At 70.8% G+C, this 20,547-nt stretch carries 19 protein-coding genes; 15 read left to right on the top strand and 4 right to left on the bottom strand.

Annotated elements, in window-relative coordinates; translation table 11 throughout:
* Window positions 1-3: 3 nt before the first annotated feature.
* Window positions 4-1,158, top strand: coding sequence for a rod shape-determining protein RodA (gene rodA / locus ACO2Q3_RS00410; RefSeq protein WP_423304347.1), 1,155 nt, complete (start codon window positions 4-6; stop codon window positions 1,156-1,158).
* A 173-nt stretch (window positions 1,159-1,331) separates the two neighbouring features.
* Here rodA and pip read toward each other — a convergent pair whose 3' ends face one another.
* On the bottom strand, window positions 1,332-2,324 hold the full coding sequence (gene pip, locus ACO2Q3_RS00405; protein ID WP_423304345.1) for a prolyl aminopeptidase: 993 nt from the start codon (window positions 2,322-2,324) through the stop codon (window positions 1,332-1,334).
* Window positions 2,325-2,333: 9 nt separating this feature from the next.
* Window positions 2,334-3,356: an alpha/beta fold hydrolase gene (locus tag ACO2Q3_RS00400; RefSeq protein WP_423304344.1), complete on the bottom strand. Its 1,023-nt coding sequence runs from the start codon at window positions 3,354-3,356 to the stop codon at window positions 2,334-2,336.
* A 150-nt stretch (window positions 3,357-3,506) separates the two neighbouring features.
* Here ACO2Q3_RS00400 and ACO2Q3_RS00395 point away from each other — a divergent pair, with 150 nt between their 5' ends.
* Entirely contained in the window at window positions 3,507-3,689 is a 183-nt protein-coding gene (locus ACO2Q3_RS00395) for a CsbD family protein (protein WP_423304343.1), read from the top strand.
* Window positions 3,690-3,966: 277 nt separating this feature from the next.
* Here the strand turns inward: ACO2Q3_RS00395 and ACO2Q3_RS00390 are convergent, their stop codons facing one another.
* Complete coding sequence (locus ACO2Q3_RS00390; protein ID WP_423304342.1) at window positions 3,967-4,899, bottom strand: EamA family transporter; 933 nt, start codon at window positions 4,897-4,899, stop codon at window positions 3,967-3,969.
* Window positions 4,900-4,994: 95 nt separating this feature from the next.
* Here ACO2Q3_RS00390 and ACO2Q3_RS00385 point away from each other — a divergent pair, with 95 nt between their 5' ends.
* Window positions 4,995-6,197, top strand: a complete 1,203-nt coding sequence (locus tag ACO2Q3_RS00385) for a multidrug effflux MFS transporter (RefSeq protein ID WP_423304341.1) — start codon at window positions 4,995-4,997, stop codon at window positions 6,195-6,197.
* Between the two features lie 16 nt (window positions 6,198-6,213).
* On the opposite strand, the gene ACO2Q3_RS00380 is transcribed toward ACO2Q3_RS00385, so the two are convergent.
* Entirely contained in the window at window positions 6,214-6,582 is a 369-nt protein-coding gene (locus ACO2Q3_RS00380) for a DUF423 domain-containing protein (protein ID WP_423304340.1), read from the bottom strand.
* A 122-nt stretch (window positions 6,583-6,704) separates the two neighbouring features.
* Between ACO2Q3_RS00380 and ACO2Q3_RS00375 the strand changes: the two genes are divergently transcribed.
* The 12 genes from ACO2Q3_RS00375 to ACO2Q3_RS00320 all read left to right on the top strand — a co-directional run bounded on the left by ACO2Q3_RS00375 (window position 6,705) and on the right by ACO2Q3_RS00320 (window position 20,513).
* Window positions 6,705-7,811: a hypothetical protein gene (locus tag ACO2Q3_RS00375; protein WP_423304339.1), complete on the top strand. Its 1,107-nt coding sequence runs from the start codon at window positions 6,705-6,707 to the stop codon at window positions 7,809-7,811.
* 11 nt (window positions 7,812-7,822) lie between these two features.
* Window positions 7,823-8,833: a phosphotransferase family protein gene (locus ACO2Q3_RS00370; RefSeq protein ID WP_423304338.1), complete on the top strand. Its 1,011-nt coding sequence runs from the start codon at window positions 7,823-7,825 to the stop codon at window positions 8,831-8,833.
* On the top strand, window positions 8,830-9,261 hold the full coding sequence (locus ACO2Q3_RS00365; protein WP_423304337.1) for a hypothetical protein: 432 nt from the start codon (window positions 8,830-8,832) through the stop codon (window positions 9,259-9,261). Before ACO2Q3_RS00370 ends, ACO2Q3_RS00365 begins: the two co-directional genes overlap by 4 nt.
* Before the next feature lie 36 nt (window positions 9,262-9,297).
* Window positions 9,298-10,344, top strand: coding sequence for a DUF1176 domain-containing protein (locus tag ACO2Q3_RS00360; protein WP_423304336.1), 1,047 nt, complete (start codon window positions 9,298-9,300; stop codon window positions 10,342-10,344).
* A 186-nt stretch (window positions 10,345-10,530) separates the two neighbouring features.
* A complete protein-coding gene (locus tag ACO2Q3_RS00355; RefSeq protein ID WP_423304335.1) occupies window positions 10,531-11,709 on the top strand; it encodes an MFS transporter in 1,179 nt (392 codons plus the stop codon).
* A 77-nt stretch (window positions 11,710-11,786) separates the two neighbouring features.
* Complete coding sequence (locus tag ACO2Q3_RS00350; RefSeq protein ID WP_423304334.1) at window positions 11,787-12,800, top strand: zinc-dependent alcohol dehydrogenase family protein; 1,014 nt, start codon at window positions 11,787-11,789, stop codon at window positions 12,798-12,800.
* A 137-nt stretch (window positions 12,801-12,937) separates the two neighbouring features.
* Window positions 12,938-13,693: a beta/gamma crystallin-related protein gene (locus ACO2Q3_RS00345; protein WP_423304333.1), complete on the top strand. Its 756-nt coding sequence runs from the start codon at window positions 12,938-12,940 to the stop codon at window positions 13,691-13,693.
* Between the two features lie 308 nt (window positions 13,694-14,001).
* Window positions 14,002-15,207, top strand: a complete 1,206-nt coding sequence (locus tag ACO2Q3_RS00340; RefSeq protein ID WP_423304332.1) for an RtcB family protein — start codon at window positions 14,002-14,004, stop codon at window positions 15,205-15,207.
* 898 nt (window positions 15,208-16,105) lie between these two features.
* Entirely contained in the window at window positions 16,106-17,425 is a 1,320-nt protein-coding gene (locus tag ACO2Q3_RS00335) for a TROVE domain-containing protein (RefSeq protein ID WP_423304331.1), read from the top strand.
* 53 nt (window positions 17,426-17,478) lie between these two features.
* Entirely contained in the window at window positions 17,479-17,871 is a 393-nt protein-coding gene (locus tag ACO2Q3_RS00330; protein WP_423304330.1) for a hypothetical protein, read from the top strand.
* A 60-nt stretch (window positions 17,872-17,931) separates the two neighbouring features.
* On the top strand, window positions 17,932-18,414 hold the full coding sequence (locus ACO2Q3_RS00325; protein WP_423304329.1) for a (2Fe-2S)-binding protein: 483 nt from the start codon (window positions 17,932-17,934) through the stop codon (window positions 18,412-18,414).
* Entirely contained in the window at window positions 18,411-20,513 is a 2,103-nt protein-coding gene (locus ACO2Q3_RS00320) for a molybdopterin cofactor-binding domain-containing protein (protein WP_423304328.1), read from the top strand. Before ACO2Q3_RS00325 ends, ACO2Q3_RS00320 begins: the two co-directional genes overlap by 4 nt.
* The last annotated feature ends 34 nt before the right edge of the window (window positions 20,514-20,547 follow it).

Here is a 20,547-nt window from a genome sequence, read left to right as displayed (position 1 = left end):
CGCATGACCGTCAGCGCCCTGACCCGTCCCGGCGAGCGCGATCGTCTGATCGTCAAGCTGGCGAACATCGACTGGACCTTCGCCCTGCTGCTGTCGATCATCGCCGGCATCGGCGGGGTGATGCTGTATTCCATCGCCGGCGGCGAATGGTGGCCCTGGGCTGCGCCGCACCTGATCCGCTATGCCGGCTGCCTGGTGCTGATGATCATCCTGGCCATGGTCGACCTGCGCGTCTGGTTCGCGCTGGCCTACCCGGTCTATGCGGTGGGCGTGCTGCTGCTGGCGGCGGTGGACGTGGTCGGCCACTCGGCCCTGGGCGCCCAGCGCTGGCTGGACCTGGGACCGATCCGCATCCAGCCCAGCGAGATCATCAAGATCGGCCTGGTGCTGGCCCTGGCCCGCTTCTACCACACCCTGTCGGGCCGCAACGCCCGCCTGTCGTGGTGGCTGCTGATCCCGGCGGCGCTGATTGGCCTGCCGGCGGCGCTGGTGGCCAAGCAGCCGGACCTGGGCACCGCCCTGCTGATCGCCGCCACCGGCGGGGTGATGATGATCCTCGCCGGGCTTTCGCTGCGGCTGGTGGCCATAGGCCTGGCCGGGGTCGTCGCCGTGGTGCCGCTGGCCTTCATGTTCGTGCTGAAGAGCTACCAGAAGGCGCGGCTGCTGACCTTCCTCGACCCGGAGGCCGACAAGTCCGGCTCCGGCTATCACATCATGCAGTCCAAGATCGCCCTGGGCTCCGGTGGGCTGCTGGGCAAGGGCTTCGGCCTGGGCACCCAGAGCCAGCTGAACTTCCTGCCCGAGAAGCAGACCGACTTCATCTTCGCCTCCCTGGCCGAGGAGTTCGGCTTCGTCGGCTCGGTGGCGGTGCTGCTGCTGTACATGGCGGTGATCTTCATGGCCCTGCGCATCGCCTCGGTGTCGCACAGCCACTTCGGCCGCATGGCCGCCTCCGGCGTGACCGCCACTTTCGCCCTGTGCCTGATGATCAACGGCGCCATGGTGATGGGCCTGGCGCCGGTGGTCGGCGTGCCGATGCCGCTGCTGTCGTGGGGCGGCACGGTGATGATCACGGTGATGGTGGGCTTCGGCCTGGTGCAGTCGGTGCGCGTTCACCGCTATTCCGAAGTCACCAGCGGGCGAGGGGCTCTGCTGTAATTCGCCCTATCTTCCCTCCCCTTCACGGGGAGGGACAGGCGGCGAAGCCGCCAGGGTGGGGAACGCCTGCCGGTGCACAGGCCAGTCTCGCCAGCCGGCGCGCGCCATCTCACTTCCCCACCCTGATCGCTGCGCGATCTTTCCCTCCCCATGAAGGGGAGGGCGGACTGGCGCTAAGCCGTCAGCGCCGCGTCCGTGGCGCGGATCAGGGCGTCGATGACCCCGGGTTCGGTGGAGGCGTGGCCGGCGTCCCAGATGATCTCGAAGCGCGCCTCGGGCCAAGCCTTGCCCAGCGCCCAGGCGGTCTCCAGCGGGGTGACCACGTCGAAGCGGCCCTGCACGATCCAGCCCGGGATGTGCCGGATGCGGTGCACGTTCTTCAGCAGCCAGCCATCCTCGTCGAAGAAGCCCTTGTTGGCGAAGAAGTGGCATTCGATGCGGGCGAAGGCGATGGCGAAGTCGACCTCGTTGAACTTCGACGGCCGCGCCTCGGGCCCGCGCAGCGAGATGGTGTCGCCCTCCCACTGGCTCCAGGCCGCTGCGGCCTCGGCCTGCACGCGGCGGTCGGGGCTGGTCAGGCGCTTGTGGTAGGCGCTGATCATGTCGCCGCGCTCGGCGGGCGGGATCGGGGCCTGGAAGCGCTCCCAGGCGTCCGGGAACAGCATCGAGGCGCCGTCCTGGTAGAACCACTTCAGCTCGCGCTCGGTGACCAGGAAGATGCCGCGCAGCACCAGGCCGGTGACCCGCTCCGGGTACCGGATGGCGTAGGCGAGCGCCAGGGTCGACCCCCAGGAGCCGCCGAACACGCACCACTTCTCGATGCCGAGGTGTTCGCGCAGCCGCTCGATATCCTCCACCAGGGTCCAGGTGGTGTTGGCGTCCAGCGAGGCGTTGGGGCGGCTCTTGCCGCAGCCGCGCTGGTCGAACAGCGCCACGCGCCAGCGGGTGGGATCGAAGAACCGCCGCATGGTGGCGTTGATCGCGCCGCCGGGGCCGCCGTGCAGCACCACGGCGGGCACGCCGCCGCGCACGCCGCATTCCTCGAAGAAGATCTCGTGGCCGTCGCCCACGTCCAGCCAGCCGGAATTGAACGGCTCGGTCTCCAGATACAGCCCTCGCCGGCCGGCTGAGGACATCACGGAAGGGACGGGGGCGATGCGATCCATGCGACCCTTCTACTTCGGAAAGCGGCGGTCCATCCAGTCAAGGATCACCCGGTTGACGGCTTCCGGCTGTTCCTGCTGCGTCCAGTGGCCGGAATCCTTGATCAGGGTCTTTTCCAGGTCGGTGATGTAGGCCTCCATGCCGTCGGCGGCGGAGGGCGGCAGCACGGCGTCCTTCTCGGCCATCACCATCAGCGAGGGGACCGTGACCTTGTCCTCGATGCCCTCCGCGCGCTGCCAGTTGCGGGTGAAGTTGCGGTACCAGTTGATGCCGCCGGTGAAGCCGGTGCGCTCGAAGCTCTCCACGAAGGCGGCCATCTCCTCGTCGGTCAGCAGCGCCGGGCGCGGGTCGCCGGCCGGGTCGTAGAGCTGCAGCATCTTCACCAGGGCGAAGGTCGATTCGGGCGTCGCCGAGGTCTCCTTGCTGCCCGTCAGGCTGCCCGACAGGCCGCCGCTGGCGGGCGGGGTCTCGGCCATCGGCCGGCGCATGAAGAAGCCCATCGCCTTGGCCACGTTGCCGTTGAGCACCGCATCGGCCTCGCCGGGCTTCTGGAAATGGACGATGTACATCTCGTCGCCGAAGCGCGCGCGCATGATGGCGATCGGGTCGGCCGGCGCGCGCGGCATGAACGGGGTGTTCAGGCCGATCACCCCGGCGACGCGGTCCGGGTGGCGCAGCGGCATCTGCCAGACGACGATGCCGCCCCAGTCGTGGCCGCAGAACACCGCCTTCTCGATCTTCAGCCTGTCCATCAGCCGCACCAGATCGCCGGTCAGGTGCTCGATGTCATAGGCCTCCACGGCCTCCGGGGCGGAGGTCAGGCCATAGCCGCGCTGATCCGGGGCGATCGCCCAGCGGCCGGCGGCCTCGCAGGCCTTCAGCTGGTGGCGCCAGGAGAACGCCAGTTCCGGGAAGCCGTGGCAGAAGATGATCGGCACGCCCTGCCCGCGCGGGCCGACCTCGTAGTAGGCCATGCGCACGTCGCCCAGGTCGGCGTACTGCACGGGCGGCATCTGGCTCTCCAGCGCGGACATCAGGTCTCTCCCCTCGTGTTCTCGTGACCGCCGGCACCCTGGCGCGCGGGGCGTCGCGGAGCAAGGCTGACGGCGGGTCAGTTGCGGAACTGCAGCCGGAGCGCGGCGTTGTTCAGCCCGAGGTTATCCCGTCAACTCAAGGAGATCGCGATGAGCACGAACCGCATCGAAGGCGCCGCCAAGAAGGCCACGGGCGCCGTCAAGGAAGCCGCCGGCAAGGCCGTCGGCAACGAACGCTTGCGCGCCGAGGGCGCCGCGGAAAAGGCCGTCGGCACGGCCCAGAACGCCGTCGGCAAGGCCCAGGACAAGGTCGCCAAGGCGATCAAGCACTAAGGTCTGGCGCAAACCTGATCGCGAGCCCCCGGTCGAAAGGCCGGGGGTTTTTGCTTTGTTGGCCGGAGCCCTGTCCCACTCTCACCACCGTCATCCCCGGGCGCCAGTCCCGGGGATCCATGAACACGAGAGAGGATGTCGCGAGCGGCAGCGGAGCGACGCACCGCGATCGCCGCGTCGTGGCGCGCCTTCGAAGCGCGCCAATCATTCTCCCGTGTTCTTGGACCCTCGGCACAAGGCCGAGGATGACGGTGGCGGGTCTGGAACCGGGCGCCGCCTAAGCCCCCTGCACAGCCGCCCCGCCCCGCGAGCGCAGCATCGGCCAGAACACGTTCAACGCCAGGCCGCCGAGCACCAGGGCGGCGGCGCCCAGCTTCCAGGCCGGCAGCGGCTCGGCGAGCCACAGGGCCGAGGCGGCCATGCCAAACACCGGCACCAGCAGGGCCAGCGGTGTCACCGTCGCCGCCGGGTGGCGCGCCAGCAGCCAGCCCCAGGCCGCATAGCCGAAGATGGTGTTTCCCAGGCTCTGCCAGAGAACCGCCGCCCAGGTGACCACGCCCGCGTGCGCCAGGCCGGCGGCGATCCGCGCGGGGCCCTCGAAAACGAAGGAAAGGACGAACAGCGGGGGCGCCGAGAACAGGCTGGCCCAGATCACATAGGCCAGCATGTTGGCCCCCGGCGCCGCGCGGGCGACCATGTTGCCGCCGGCCCAGCTGGCCCCGGCGATCAGCACCAGGCCCACGCCCAGCGGGGTCGTCGCGCCCTGGGCGTGGTCGATGATCACGCCGAAGCCGGCCACCGCCAGGGCCAGGGCCGCCCACTGGAAGCGCCTCAGCCGCTCTCCCGCGCGCCACATGGACAGCCCGATGGTGAAGAACACCTGGCTCTGCACCACCAGCGAGGCGAGGCCCGGCGAGATCAATCCCTGCATCGCGATGTACAGGACGCCGAACTGGCCCGTGCCGATCAGCAGCCCGTAGGCGGCAAGCTCGCGCCAGCGCACCTGCGGCCGGCGGATCAGCAGCACCCCCGGCAGGGCGGCGAAGGTGAAGCGCAGGGCGGCGAACAGCAGCGGCGGCAGGGCGCTCAGGCCCAGGCGGATGACCACGAAGTTCGTGCCCCACACGGCGACCACCGCCAGGGCCAGCAGGCCATCGCGCGCGCCGAGCCCGGGAGCATGGGCGGATGACTTTGTGAGGGCAGGGGGCATGCGCGTGGCTATAGACCGCCCCATATGGCTTCTGCGAGCCGCTTCCCCCGCGTTCGGCTTTCAGTTTTTCGCCAAACGTCATTAGAAGCCGCGCCATGTCCGAGCCTGCCGTCCACACGCGTATCCCGTTCAGCCTGATCCTGCTGGCGGGGGCGCTGACCGCGGTGGCGCCGCTGTCGATCGACATGTACCTGCCGAGCCTGCCCGCGCTGCGCGCCTATTTCCATGCCCCGGCGGAGTCGACCCTGGGCGCCTTCCTGATCGGCCTGGCGGTGGGGCAGTTCCTGTACGGCCCGCTGTCCGACCGGGTCGGTCGGCGGCTGCCGCTGCTGGGGGGCCTGGCCCTGTACCTGGTCGCCACGGTGGCCTGCATCTTTTCGAAGTCTCTGGAGGCGATGATCGTCGCCCGCTTCTTCCAGGCGCTGGGCGGGGGCTCCGGCCAGGTGCTGGCGCGCGCGGCGATCCGCGACCGCTTCGACCACCAGACCTCGGCGCGGGCGCTGTCGCTGCTGATGCTGGTGATGGGCGTGGCGCCGATCCTGGCGCCGATGGCCGGCGCGGCCCTGGTCAGCCTCGGGTGGCAGGCGATCTTCATCTTCCAGGTCGTGGCCGCCGGCCTGATCACCCTGTGGGCCCTGTTCGCCTTCGTCGAGACCCATCCGCCCGAGCGCGCCGCCCTGGCGCGGGGCGAGGCGGTGTGGACCAGCTTCGGCGTGCTGATGACCAATCCGCAGCTGATCGGCTACGTGCTGGCCGGCTCGCTGAACGGCGCGGCCCTGTTCGGCTACATCGCCGCCGCCTCGCAGCTGATCATCGGCGACTATCACATCGCCCCCGGCGTGTTCGCCTGGGTGTTCGGAGCCAACGCCCTGGGCATGATCGCCCTGTCGCAGCTGAACGCGCACTGGCTGCGCCGCCACACGCCCGAACACATCCTGATGCGGGCCCGGCCGCTGTCGATCGTGTTCGCCGTGGTCATGCTGATCACCGCCTACACCGGCTTCGGCGGCATCTGGGGCGTGCTGGCGCCGCTGTTCCTGGTGATCGCCTCGTTCGGCCTGATCGGGCCCAACACCCAGGCCGCCGCCATGAGCGTGGACCTGACGCGCACGGGCGCGATCTCCTCGCTGATGGGCGCCTCGACCTTCGCGGTGGGCGCGGCGATGACCGTGCTGGTGGGCGCGACCCACGACGGCACCGCGCGGCCGCTGGCCACCATCATCCTGGTGGCGATCGTGCTGTCGACCATCGCCCTCTACGGCCTGGCGCGCCCGACCAAGGTGCTGGAGCCGGCCTAGCCTCTTGGCCCCACGTTCAGCGAATATCCCGGGCCGACCAGGCGAGCGCCAGCCAGCCGGCCAGGAACATCAGCCCACCGACCGGCGTCACCGCGCCCAGGATGTGCGGCGCGCCGAGGGCCATGGCGTAGAGCGAGCCGCTGAACAACAGCGATCCGCCCAGGAACAGCGCCGGCGCATGCCGAGCCCGCGGCGCCCCGGCCACGACCAGGGCCGAGCACGCCAAAGTGGCCAGGGCGTGGATGAATTCATAGGTCGAGCCGGTCTTCAGCCAGTCCCTGGCCGCCGGATCGGTCACGTCGTGCGCGCCGAAGGCGCCGAAGCCCACCGCCAGGAAGCCGCTCAGCGCGGCCAGCATCGTCCAGGTCTTCCGCGTCCAGATCATGGTCTCAGGTCCCCCGAAACTTCCGCAAGGTCATCTTCCCCACCGTCATCGTTGCCACGCCCGACGCCCGGGGCATAAGGCTTCGCCAAGCGCCACCCAAGCCGACGCACGAGGAGACGACCATGGCTCTGACCAAGGGCGACGATTTCCCCATACACCAGACGCCGGAGCCGATCGCCTATTCGGGTACGGACCGGAATTTCTACGACCGGTACTTCTTCAACGGCTACGGCGCCGAGGGAGAGCTGTTCTTCGCCGCCGCCATGGGCATCTACCCGCACCTGAACATCATCGACGCCGCCTTCTGCGTCGTTCGCGACGGGGTGCAGGTGAACCTGCACGCCAGCCGCTGGCTGATGATGGAGCGGATGGACATGCAGGTCGGCCCCATCGCCGTCACGGTGCTGGAGCCGCTGCAGAAGTTGAAGCTCACGGTCGACTCGCCCGAACACCGGATCAAGGCCGAGATCGTGTTCGAGGGCCGCTCGTTCCCGATCGAGGAGCCGCGCTTCATCCGCCGCAACGGCCCGCGGGCCTTCATGGACTACACCCGCCTGACCCAGAACGGCCGCTACAGCGGCTGGATCGAGGTGGACGGCAAGCGCGACAGCGTCGACGGCTTCATGGGCACCCGCGACCGCTCGTGGGGCGTGCGGCCGGTCGGCGCGCGCGACCCGCAGGAGACCGTGCCGCCCACCGCGCCGCAGTTCTACTGGGTCTGGTCGCCGAGCAACTTCGAGAGCGGCTCGTTCTTCTTCCACACCAACGACGATGCGGCCGGCGAGCCGTGGAACCGCCGGGCGGTGTGGGCGCGCGAAGGCGCCAACGTCGAGGGCCTGGGCGAGATCGAGGACTGCGGCATCGACATCGAGTGGAAGTCCGGCACCCGCCACGCCAGGAGCGCGGTGGTGACGCTGCGCGAGCCGGGCACCACCCGCAAGATCACCTTCGAGCCGCAGTACGAGTTCTTCATGCTGGGGCTCGGCTACGGCCACCCGAAGTGGGGCCATGGCGTCAACCACGGCCAGCTGGCCGTGGAGCGCGAGGACTTCAAGCTGGCCGACATCGACGTGCGCCTGCCGCACCACCTTCACGTCCAGGCCTTGAGCAAGGTCACCTACGAGGACGACAAGGGCCACAAGGAGGTCGGCCGCGGAGTCCTGGAACAGCTGTTCCTGGGGCCGCACGGCCCGTCCGGCTTCACCGGCATGCTCGACTTCGCCAAGTAGACACACATCCCATGACCCTAGCCGAACGCCTCGAGGCGTACCTCACCCGCACCCACGGCCAGCCCGCCACGGTCACCAGCCTCAGCCGCATCTCCGGCGGGGCCAGCCGTGAGACCTACAAGTTCGACGCCGAGATCGGCGGCGAGGCCAAGGGCTACATCCTGCGCCGTGACCCGCCCGGCAGCCTGATCGAGACCGACCGGCGCCTGGAGTTCCTCGCCATCCAGTCGTTCACCGGCCGCGGCGTGGCCGCGCCCGAGGCCCTGGTGCTGGAGGAAGAGGGCGCCGAACTGGAGCGGCCGTTCTTCATCATGGGCCGCATCGACGGCGGCATGACCGGCAGTCCGTTCGCCCCAGATCCCTATGCGCCGCACGGCCGGGCGATCGGCGAGCAGTTCTTCTCGATCATGGGCCGCATCGCCGGCCAGCCGGTGGAAGACCTGCCGATCCTGGCGGCCGCCGACATGCCGCGGCCGGACGAATGCTGGTCGCAGGCGCTGGACTACTGGGCCGGGGTGATCGACGAGGACGAGCTGCATCCGCAGCCGATCGTCCGCGCCGCCATCCGCCGCCTGCGCGCCAACCCGCCCCCGCCGGCGCAGAAGATCGCCGTCGTGCACGGCGACTATCGCTCGGGCAACTTCCTGCAGGACGGCGCCGGCAAGATCATCGCCGTGCTCGACTGGGAAATGGCCCACCTGGGCGATCCGCTGGAGGATCTCGGCTGGGCGTGCGATCCGCTGTGGTCGCTGCCGGGCTCGCCGACCGTCTCGGGCATGGTCAGCCTGGAGGAGGGCATCGCCATCTGGGAGCGCGCCAGCGGCCTGAAGGTCGATCCCAGGGCGTTCGCTTGGTGGCGGCTTTTCGCTTCGGTGAAGGGCCAGGCCATCTGGACATCCGCCGCCAAGGAATGGCGTGACGGCGGGTTCAAGGAACCGATCCTGGCCTTTTCCGGCTGGTTCACCGCTCGCCGCCAGGACCAGATTCTGGCCCAGCATCTCGCCGCGCTGGAGGCCCTATGACCCCGACCCTGCCCGAGATCATGACCAGCTTCGCGGTCGCGCTCTCCACGCCGATGCCCCCCGAAGCCACCGGCGACTACATGGCCGGGCGCGTGGGCATGCTGTCGATGCTGGCGGCGCTGGCGGGCCAGGAGGCCGAGCGCGGGCCCGCCGCCCGCGTGTGGGAGAACGGCGCGATCCGCGCGGTGCTGGGCGAAGCCGCCGGCCGCTACGACGCGGCGTTCGACGGCGCCCTCGCCAAGGCGGCCGCCGAGGTCGACACCGACTTCACCTGGTCGGGGCTCGACGCGGCCAACGCCGCCCTGCGCCGCCTGCTGATCGCCCTGCACGAGCGGGTGGAGACGGCGGGCGACAACGACCTCGACCGTCGCATCATCGGCCTCTACGCTCAGATGGCCCACGAGCGGCGCCTCGACCTCGGGGGCTGACCCGCCGCCCGGCGGCGGCGCAGGGAGGGAAGGGTGATGAGAGCGCTTCAGCTCGCCGTGGTCGCCGTGATCGCGCTCGTTCAGGCCGGCGCCGCGCAGGCCACCGGGGTGAAGACCTTCAAGGCCTGGTACGCCGTCTGCGACAACGTCAGGGCCTGCGTGGCCTTCGGCTTCCCCGACGCCGACGCCGATATCGGCGGCTATGTGCGCATCGCCCGCGGCGGCGCGGCGGGGGCGCAGCCCGTGGTCAGCCTGGTGATCACCGCCGACGATGCGCCCAAGGCCTCGGCCTGGGCGGTGCAGATCGACGGCCGCCCTGTGCCCGGACTGGCGACTCTCCCCGTGAAGGCGGGGGACGACGGCCAGTCGGTTCAGCTGTCGCCCCCCCAGGGCGCCGCCCTGGTCGAAGCCCTGCGCGAGGGCCATGGCCTGGAGGTCACGGGCGGCGGCAAGAGCATCTTCTCCCTCGATCTCGGCGGCAGCGCCGCCGCCCTGCTGTGGGTCGACGACCAGCAGCAGCGGGTGGGCACGGTCACGGCCCTGGGCCGCAAGGGCGACAAGCCGGCCGCCGCCGTGCCCGCGGTCCCGCCGGCGCCCGTCGTGCGGGCAGCGACGATTCCCTCTCAGGCGGGCCTCCCCGGGCATGTGCCCACCGCCGTGCGGCGCGCGCGGGGCAGGGACTGCACCGCCCAGCCGGGCGGCGACATGGATGCGCCGCTGATCGCCCGGCTGGCGCCGGGCCTGGTGCTGTGGGGGCCGGTCTGCGATCAGGGGGCCTACAGCATCGGCAACACCCTGATGCTGGGCGACGAGAAGGGCGGCGCGCTTCGGCCGTTGCGGCTGCCTTATCCGCCGGGCCTGGCTGAACGCGACACCAACGAACTGGCCGATCCGGAGTTCGAGCCCAAGACCGCCACCCTCTCCAGCTTCGCCAAGGGCCGCGGCATCGGCGACTGCGGCGAGGTGATGAGCTGGGTTTGGGACGGCAAGGCCTTCCAGCTGGCCTCGGCCCAGGTGATGACCGAGTGCCATGGCGTGCCGATGGACGACTGGCCCAGCCTCTGGGCGACCCGCGCGCGCTGACGTCCGCCCCGCAAGGTCCCGGCCCGCGGGCGGCCTTCAGCCGCGACGCGGAAAGCCGACTCTGCTAGAGCGCGTGGCGCAACGGGAACCCGGTATTGCGACCAGACCGCACTCGAACGGCTGAATCCGCGCTGCGATCTGACGATCGGCCGCCTCTGTCCGACCGTGTCGCGCTCTAGCGGAGCCATGTCGGTCACCCGGCGCCTCGGCCTCTTCTATGCCTTCATCTTCCTCGGCACGGGCGTTTCCGCGCCATACATCGGCCTGTGGTTCAAGGCGCACGGCCTCTCCGGCGCGCAGATCGGCCTTATCCTGGCCGCGCCCGCGATCGCCCGCATGGTCACCGGACCGGCCATCGCCGTCTGGGCCGACGGGTTTCGCCTTCGCCGCACGCCGCTGGGGCTGCTCGGTCTCGGCACGACGGCGCTGTACGGCCTGTTCTTCGCCACGCACGGCTTTGCGGCATGGTGGGCCTTGTGGCTGGTGTCGCAGAGCCTGTTCGCCAACCTCAGCCCCCTCGGCGATGTGATCGCCCTGCGCCGCGCGCGGCTGCATGGCTTCAACTACGGCTGGCCGCGCGGCATGGGGTCGGCGGCCTATGTCGTCGCCAATGTGCTGATGGGGGTGATGCTGACCGGGACCAGCCCCGACGCGATCCTCTGGTGGCTGGTGGCCACCGCGGCGGCGGCGGCCGTCGGCGGGTTCCTGATCCTGCCGGACGACCCGGTGCACGAGGCCGGCGAGGACGTCGCCGGGCCCGACCGCTGGCGCGGCCTGGGCGGCCTGCTGCGCGATCCGGTGTTCATGCTGGCGGTGGTCTCCGTGGGGCTGATTCAGTCCAGCCACGCCTTCTACTACGGCTTTTCCACCCTGGCCTGGCGCGCCCAGGGACTGCCCTCCAGCGCCACCGGCGTCTTGTGGGGCGTCGGCGTGGTCGCCGAGATCGGCTTCCTGTGGTTCATGGAGCCGCTGCGCCGGGCCCTCGGGGCCGAGCGGCTGGTGATCGCCGGCGCCGTCGGCGGCCTCGTCCGCTGGACGGTGCTGGCCTATTCCCCGCCGCTGTGGGTGCTGGTCCCGATCCAGTGCCTGCACGCCGCCACCTTCACCGCCACCTTCATGGGCTCGTTGCAGCTGGTCGAGCGGCTCAGCCCGCCGGGCAGCGCCAGCGCCGCCCAGACGGTGAACTCGGTGCTCTCCGGGGGGCTGTTCATGGGCCTGGCGTCGATGGGGTCGGGGGCCCTGTTCGACATGATCGGCGCGCGCGGCTACCTGGCGATGAGCCTGCTGGCGGGCCTGGGCCTGGCCGGCGCCGTCGCGCTGCCGCGGGCCATCCGCCGGCGGCTGGGGGCGCCCGCCACCGGCTGACGGCGGCAGAAATGGCGCTTGCCGGCCCTCGCGGAACACGGATCAGAACGTGTTTCAACAATTGGGAGGAGCTTGCGATGCGCGCGCTGCAGCTGGTGGATGGAATCGGCCTCGACAACCTGAAGGTCCTGGAGGTTCCCGATCCCAAGCCCGGGCCGGGCGAGGTCTTGGTGCGCATGCGCGCCGTGTCGCTGAACTTCCGCGACCTGCTGATGGTGGGCGGCGTCTACGGCCCCCAGACGCCGCTGCCCCTGACCCCGTTTTCCGACGGCTGCGGCGTGGTCGAGGCGGTAGGCGAGGGGGTGACCCGTGTCGCCGTGGGCGACCGGGTCTCGACCCTGTTCTTCCAGAAGTGGTTCGCCGGCAAGCCGACCATGGAGGGCCAGATGTCGGCGCTCGGCCTGCCGATCCCGGGCGCCGGGCGCGAGCTGGCGGTGTTCTCCGAGCAGGGGGTCTCCAAGGTTCCCGACTATCTGAGCGACCACCAGGTCTCGACCCTGGCCTGCGCGGCCCTGACCGCGTGGCGGGCGCTGTTCAGCGACGCTCACCTCGAGCCCGGCGACACGGTCCTGCTGCAGGGCACCGGCGGCGTGTCGATCTTCGGCCTGCAGTTCGCCAAGGCGGCCGGCTATCGCACCATCATCACCTCCTCGTCGGACGAGAAGCTGGAGCGCGCCAAGGCGCTCGGGGCCGACCATGTGATCAACTACAGGACCACGCCCGAGTGGGGTCGCGCGGCGCGGGCGATCACCGGCGGCGCTGGCGTCGACTTCGTCATGGAGGTCGGCGGCGCCGGCACCCTCACCGAGAGCCTGAAGGCCATCGCCCTGATGGGCCACATCGCCATCATCGGCGTGCTGGCGGGCGCCGCCGAGCCGCTGCAGATCGGCACGATGATCGCCACCGGCGCCAAGCTGCAGGGCGTCTCGGTCGGCTCGCGGGCGATGTTCGAGGCGATGTGCAAGGCCCTGGAGCTGCATCGCATCGAGCCGGTGGTGGACAAGGTCTACCCGTTCACCGAGGCCGTGGCGGCGTTCAAGGCGATGCAGGGCGGCGAGCACTTCGGCAAGATCGTTCTGAGCTTCGACTGAGGGCCTGAGGGCGCGGCCTCCGCGCGGCGCGTCTCACCGAGCGGGCGAACATGGTTCAGCCCCGGTTCATGGCGTGGGATGGAGGTTGCGACATCGCAACAAAAACCCCGCGGTTCGCCGCCTGGGAGGAGATATCGATGACTCGCACGATCCGACTGACCGCCGTCGCGGCCGTTCTGGCGTCCGCCGCCGCCGTGGCGGGCGCGGCCCACGCCCAGCCCGCCGCCGGCGCGCGCGCCACCCTCTATGAATTCCCGAACTTCCAGGGCCGCTCGATCACCATCACCGGCGCCGACGACAACCTGCAGAACGACAATTTCAACGACACCGCCCGCAGCGCCCATTTCGACGGCGACTGGACCGTGTGTTCCGACGCCGGCCTGCGCGGCAACTGCCAGACCCTGTCGGGCGACGTGCCGAATCTCGACCGCTTCGGCCTGGGCCGCTCCGTGTCTTCCCTGCGCCAAGGCTCGGCCTACGGGCAGGCCGGCGGCGGCGGCTACGGCCGCGATCCGGGGCCGGACCGCGGCTACGGCTACGGCGACCGTGACCGGGGCGACGATGACCGCGGCGGCTACGCCGGCGGCTACGGCCGTGGCCCGGATCGTGGCCCCGACCGCGGATATGGCGACGATCGCGGCTATGACGACAGCCGCTGGTCAGGCTCGGGCGGCATCCCCGGCCGCTCGGTGGTGTTCTTCCCGCGTCCCAAGCAGGACGGCCAGGACATCGCCGCCTTCGACCGCAGCGCGGCCGACTGGTTCTGCCGCCGGCAGGGCCTGGGCGCGGCGGCCTACTACGACACCAGCTACCGGGGCCGCGGCTTCCGCTTCAACGGCGGCGGCTTCACCCTGAACGCGCCGGTGCTGCGCGACGTCGTCTGCCGCAAATAGGCGGCGCCCGCAGATTCTTTTCGAAAGGGGCTGGCGCCGGTCGCGCGATGCGTGTACCAGCGCCGCTCCCGAAAGGACACGGAACCATGTTCGGCCACTCGCCAGACACCAATCGCAAGGTCACGCAGCCCGGTCAGATGACCGAGCGGCTGGACGTGCGCGCGGCGGAGGGGAGCGAGGCTTAAGGGTCCGACCGGATCTTTCGGCGATGCGAGCGAACCCCTCCCGGCCCGGCCTGGAGGGGTTCTTCGTTTGCGGAGTCCTCCTTCGACCGTGACGCCGGGAGGGGCGGCAGAGGAGTGAGGACGATGAGCGGATATGAAGTGATCGAAAGCCACGGCGCGCCGATCCGGGCGTGGACCCGTGGCGTGCCCATGGAACACCAGGCGGTGCAGCAACTGCGCAACGTCGCCGGCCTGCCGTTCATCCACAGCCACGTGGCGGTGATGCCCGACGTGCACTTTGGCCGCGGCGCCACGGTGGGCTCGGTGATCCCCACCAAGGGGGCGATCATCCCGGCGGCGGTCGGGGTGGACATCGGCTGCGGCATGATGGCGGTGGGGACCAGCCTGACGGCGTCCGACCTGCCGGATTCCCTTGCGCCGCTTCGCTCCGCAATCGAACGCAAGGCGCCGGCCGGCAACGGACCGGGGGGTGATTTCAAGGATGCGCCGGCCTCCTCGGCGACCGCCTTCAAGGGCGGTCTGTCGGCGCGACTGGAGCGGATCGTGGACAAGCACCCGAAGATCCGGGGCGACAAGGCGCTGAAGCAGCTGGGTACGCTGGGCGGCGGCAACCACTTCATCGAGGTCTGCCTCGACGAGGCGGACCGGGTCTGGGTGATGCTGCACTCCGGCTCGCGCGGCACCGGCAACCTGGTGGGGACCTACTTCATCGAACGGGCCCGCGAGGAGCTCGCGCGACGGGTGCTGGGCTACCACGTGCCGGACCGGGACCTGGCGTTCTTCCTGGAGGGAGAACCGCTGTTCGACGACTACGTCGAGGCGGTGCTCTGGGCCCAGGACTACGCCCGGGCCAACCGGCAGCTGATGATGGACCGGGTGCTGATGGCCCTGCGCGAGACCCTGCCGCCGTTCCAGCTCACCAAGCTGGCGGTCAACTGCCACCACAACTATGTGGCGCAGGAGACCCACTTCGGCGAGACGGTCTGGCTGACCCGCAAGGGGGCGGTGCGCGCGGGCGACGGCGACCTGGGGATCATCCCCGGCTCGATGGGCGCCAAGTCGTTCATCGTCCGTGGCAAGGGCAATGCGGACTCGTTCTGCACCTGCTCGCACGGGGCCGGCCGGGCCATGAGCCGGGCCGAGGCCAAGCGGCGGTTCTCGCTGGAGGACCACGTCGCGGCCACCGCCCACGTGGAATGCCGCAAGGACGAGGGCGTGATCGACGAAACGCCGATGGCCTACAAGGACATCGACGCCGTCATGGCCGCCCAGTCCGACCTTGTGGAGATCGTCCACACTCTGCGCCAGGTGGTGTGCGTGAAGGGGTGAGGCGCGAGGCGCGGGCGTAAGCCCGCGCCTATGCGGTCGCCGAAGGCGATCGCCGCGCCGAACGCCCGGAGCGCCAGCAGAGGGCTCGAGGGGGCGGGCGGAGCGCGAACATTAATTGTTGCATTACGCACCATCCCGTCATAGAAGGACCGCGCCTCAGGTGGCGTAGGAAGCGATTGCTTCGTTAATCCATAGGTCGGGGGTTCGAGTCCCCTCGCGGCTTGCCGCGTAGCTCAGTTGGATAGAGCGATGGAATGGCCGCTTCCGCCTGTACCCCTGCGGCGTGCGTCCTGGTGGCGTAGAGATCGATTTCTTCGCAAGCCGGAAGGCGGGGGCCACACGCCTCGCGCGCCGGGGCCCCGCAAGGGGCGTCTTCGATCTCGCCTGTTCCCCAGGGCGCTTAGTGTTGCGTGCTTTGCCGGTGGTGATGTGGGATCGCTACTTCGTCCTTGAAACGGCGCTTCCTTCGGGAGGCTACGATCCCCGGACGTTCCCCGGCATTGAAGGTTTCGCGGTGGCGACAGGACTGGGGTTCATCGTCACCAGGAAAAGGGCGGCCCGGGCTTCGGCCCGAGGTTCGGATGGACGTGATCCGAGGGAAGCGCCTGCCCAGGACGACCATTCCCCGTGAAACTTTCGTGTTGCATAACGCATCATTTCTGGTATCAAGGCTCAGCTTCGAGATCGCGGCGGCTGGCTCCGGAAACGGACCGGCCGCCGTGGCTTTCGGAGCTCCGGATTGGTGGTGAAGAGAGCGATTTCTTCGATGGTGAAGCCTCACGGCATGGGTTCGAATCCCACTCCCTGAAAGGGCGGTGACAGCCGCTCGGCCGGGGGGACTTCGTTCTCGCCCTTTCCCCGGCCCGGTTGTCCGTAATTCAGTCAGAGGAGGCGTCCGATGCGTCTCAACATCTTTGCTCCCCGTCCGCCGCCCCTCACCCACGAGGGCGCGCCCGCCGTCGTGCTGACCGCCGAACAGGCGCTGCGCCGCTCGGTGCTGTCGTGCCTGCTGTGGGAAGACGAGTTCTACGAGGACGGCCAGGCGATCGCCGATCGCATCCTGGCCCTGGCCCTCGAGGTTCCCGCCGCGACCACGGCCGCCCTGGCGATCGAGGCGCGCGAACAGTTCAAGCTGCGGCATGCGCCGTTGCTGCTGCTGCTGGCCCTCGTGCGCACCGGCCGCGGGACCGCCCTGGTCTCGCAGACCATCGCGCGGGTGATCCAGCGGGCGGACGAGCTGTCGGAGTTCCTGGCCCTGTACTGGCGCGGCGGGCGCAAGCCCCTGGCCAAGCAGGTCAAGCTCGGCCTGGCGCAGGCGTTCGGCAAGTTCGACGCCTACCAGCTGGCCAAGTACGACCGCGAGGGCCCGGTGAAGCTGCGCGACGTGCTGTTCCTGGTGCACGCCAAGCCGAAGGACGAGGCCCAGGCGGCCCTGTGGAAGCAGGTCGCCGAGCGCACCCTGCCGTCTCCGGACACCTGGGAAGTGGCCCTGTCCGGCGGCGCCGACAAGCGCGAGACCTTCGAGCGCCTGCTGGCCGAGCGCAAGCTGGGCTACCTGGCCCTGCTCCGCAACCTGCGGAACATGGACCAGGCGGGCGTCGACGAGGCCCTGGTGACCGAGGCGATCCTGGCGCGCCGGGGCGCCGAGCGGGTGCTGCCGTTCCGCTATGTGGCGGCGGCCCGCGCGGCGCCGCGCTTCGAACCCCAGCTCGACCAGGCCCTGGCCGAGGCGGTGCTGCAAGGCCCCGTCCTGGCCGGCCGGACCATCGTGCTGGTGGACGTGTCGGGCTCGATGGACGCACGGCTCTCGGCCAAGTCGGACCTCACCCGGCTCGACGCGGCTGCGACCCTGGCCTCGATCGTCCCGGGCGACGTGCGGGTCTTCACCTTCTCCAACCAGGTGGTGGAGGTCCCGGCGCGGCGCGGCATGGCGGGGGTGGACGCGGTGGTGCGGTCGCAGCCGCACGGCGGCACCTACCTCGGCAAGGCCGTGGCGCACGTGAACCGGCTGCCGCACGACCGGCTGATCGTGGTCACCGACGAACAGTCGCATGACCAGGTCCCGCCGCCCCGTGCGGCGAAGGCCTACCTGCTGAACGTGGCCAGCGCCCGCAACGGCGTCGGCTACGGTCCCTGGACCCACCTGGACGGCTTTTCGGAGCAGGTCCTGCGGTTCATCCAGGCGCAGGAAGCTTTTGCGGCCGAGTTCACCGGTTGACCGCCGAGGAGCTCCGTCGGGCGGCCGTCGCCCTCTTCGGCGAGCGGGGCTGGATGTCCCGCCTCGCCGAAGCCCTGGGCGTCGACCGCTCGACGGTCTCCCGCTGGTTCGCCGGCCTGCCCGTGCCGGGGCCCGTGGCCGCGGCGGTGAACGCCTGGCTGCGCTTGCAGGCGGTCACCGGGGAGCGGCCAGAGGCCGGGCAGGGGGCTCCTGCCGAGCCCGCGCCCGCCATCTGGCGGGCGCGGGTGGCCGCCGTTGATGGTCCGCCGGCGGTGGAGACCGCCTGGCTGCGCCGCTCGCCGGCCGGCCGGCTCGTCAGCTGGAACGGACGGGTGCTGCAGGCGCTGGCCGGCGAAGACCCCGCCGCCACCCACTTCGACGTCGAGACCGGCCGACGCTATCGCATCACCGATGCGCTGACCGATGACGGACACGACGCCGACTGAATTGCTTCTCTCCGGCGCGCAATGGCGCCACGCTGGCGGCCTCGCTTCCCGGAGGTCGGCGTGCTGCGCGAGGTCACCCTTTCCATCAACGGCCAGACGCATCGCCTAAGCGTCGACGACACCGCCAGCCTGCCGGACGTTCTGCGCACCGAGCTTGAGCTGAAGGGCGCCCGCTACGGCTGCGGCGCCGGCCAGTGCGGCGCCTGCGCGGTGCTGGTGGATGGCGAGGACAGGGCGTCCTGCCAGCTGGAGGTCGGCAACCTCGAGGGCAAGTCGATCACCACCCTGGAAGGGATCGGAACCCCGGAACGGCCGCATCCGCTGCAGACCGCGTTCCTGGACCTGCAGGCCGGCCAGTGCGGCTACTGTCTCTCCGGCATCATCGTCGCCGCCAAGGCGCTGCTGGACCGCAATCCGGACCCCAGCCGCGCCGAGATCGCCCAGGCGCTGTCCTGGCACCTGTGCCGCTGCGGGGCGCACAACCGGATCCTGGCCGCGGTGGCCCTGGCGGCCGAGCGGATGCGGGCGCAGGTGGCGGCATGATCCCGGTCAACCTGGCCAACAACCCGCGCCTGGATCGCTGGATCGGCTTCGAGACCCCCGGCCGCGTTCGCGTGGCGGTGGGCAAGGTGGAGTATGGGCAGGGGGCGCTGACCGGCCTGGCGATGATCGCCGCGGAGGAACTCGACGTGGGCATGTCGCGGCTGGACGTGGTCACGCCGCAGACCGACCTGTCCCCCGACGAAGGCCTGACCGTCGGCAGCATGAGCATCGAGACTTCCGGCGCGGCGATCCGCGCGGCCTGCGCGGAGGCGAGGGCGTTGTTCGTCGCCGAGGCGGCCAAGCGCCTGGGCTGCGCGCCGGGCGTGCTGGACGTGCGCGACGGCGTCTTCCAGCGCGACGGCGCCGATGCGGGCCTCAGCTACTGGGACCTGGCCGACGCCGTGGACCTGAGCCAGCCGCCCACCGGCGAAGCCCGCTGGAAGTCCCCCGATCAGCACCGGCTGCTGGGCCAGAGCGCCCCGCGGTTGGACCTGCCGCCCAAGGTGTTCGGCGCCGCCTATCTGCAGGACCTGGCGCTGCCCGGCATGCTGCACGCGCGGGTGCTGCGCCAGCCCGGCCCGGACGCCGTGCTTGCCGACCTGGACGAGGCGGCGATCCGTCACGCCGCGGGCGAGGCGGCGATCGAGATCGTCCGCGAGGGCCAGTTCGTAGCGTTGCTGTCGCCCAGCGAGCGGGCGGTGCAGGCGGCCATCGGCGCCGCCGAGCTCGGCGCCGCCTGGCACGGCGCGCGCGACCTGTCGCCGGCGGTGTCGGAGCCGATCTCGCTGAAGGCCATGCCCGCCACGGCCTATCCGACCGGAGATCCGCCGGCGGAGGCTTCAAATCGGCGCCGCCATCAGGCCGCCTACGGCCGGCCATACATAGCCCACGGCTCGATGGGCCCGTCATGCGGCGTGGCGCAGTTTCAGGACGGCCGGCTGACCGTCTGGACCCACGCCCAGGGCGTCTATCCGATGCGCCAGCTGCTGGCGCGGCTCTGCGGCCTGGCGCCCGAGGCGATCAGCGTGATCCATGCCCAGGGGGCGGGAACCTATGGCCACAACGGCTCTGACGACGCCGCCGTCGACGCCGCCGTGATCGCCATGCGCCGCCCGGGCGCGCCGATCCGCGTGCAATGGCGGCGCGAGGACGAGTTCGGCCACGAACCGCTCGGCACGGCGATGCACATCGAGCTGGCGGCCGAGCTGGACGCCGGCGGGCGGCTGGTCGACTACACCGCCGACATCTGGAGCGGCTCGCATACCGGTGGCCGGGGCCAGGCCCTGGCCCAGACCGCGCTCGGCCTGCCGCCGCCGCCGCCGATGGTCCCGCCCACCGGGCCCGGCGGGGTGCGCTTCAGCGGCGGCATCCTCAACGCCCTGCCGTCCTACGACATCCCGGCGCGGCGCTATGCCGAGCACCTGGTGTCGCCAGGCCCTGTGCGCACCTCTTCGCTGCGCGGCCTGGGCGGGCCGGTGAACACCTATGCCGGCGAATGCTTCATCGACGAGCTGGCCGAGATCGCCGGCCAGGACCCGCTGGCCTTCCGCCTGGGGATGACCTCCGATCCGCGCGCGCGGCATGTGCTGGAGACGCTGGCGCGGATGAGCGGCTGGGCCGAGCGCGGTCCCGGCGGGGCCGGGCAGGGGCTCGGACTGGCGTATTGCCGCTATCGCGACCGCGGGGCCTATGTCGCCGTCGCCGCGGCGCTGAGCGTCGACGCCGAAGTGCGGCTCGAACGCCTGTGGTGCGCCGCCGACTGCGGGCAGGTGATCAATCCGGACGGGGTGAAGAACCAGCTGGAGGGCGGCATGATCATGGCCGCCAGCTGGGCGTTGAAGGAGCAGGTGCGCCTGGCCGGGCGCGGCGTGCAGTCGATCACCTGGGACGACTATCCGATCCTGCGCTTCGACGAGGTCCCGCCGGTGGAGATCGAGCTGGTGATGGCGCAGCACGAACGCTGCGTGGGCGCGGGCGAAGTCTCGCTGGGACCGGCGATGGCGGCGATCGGCAACGCCGTCTCCCATGCGCTTGGCGCGCGTATCCGCGAGCTGCCGTTCACCCGCGAGAAGATCGCCCACGCCCTGCTGGCGGACTGAGCGGCGCCGTGGCGGGCGAGCGGCGGTTCGCCGC

It is taken from the genome of Caulobacter sp. KR2-114, from assembly GCF_049446115.1.
Classification (GTDB): Bacteria; Pseudomonadota; Alphaproteobacteria; order Caulobacterales; family Caulobacteraceae; genus Acaudatibacter.
The sequence above is the reverse complement of the archived record's forward strand: the minus strand, read 5'-3'. Positions and strand labels throughout refer to the sequence as shown.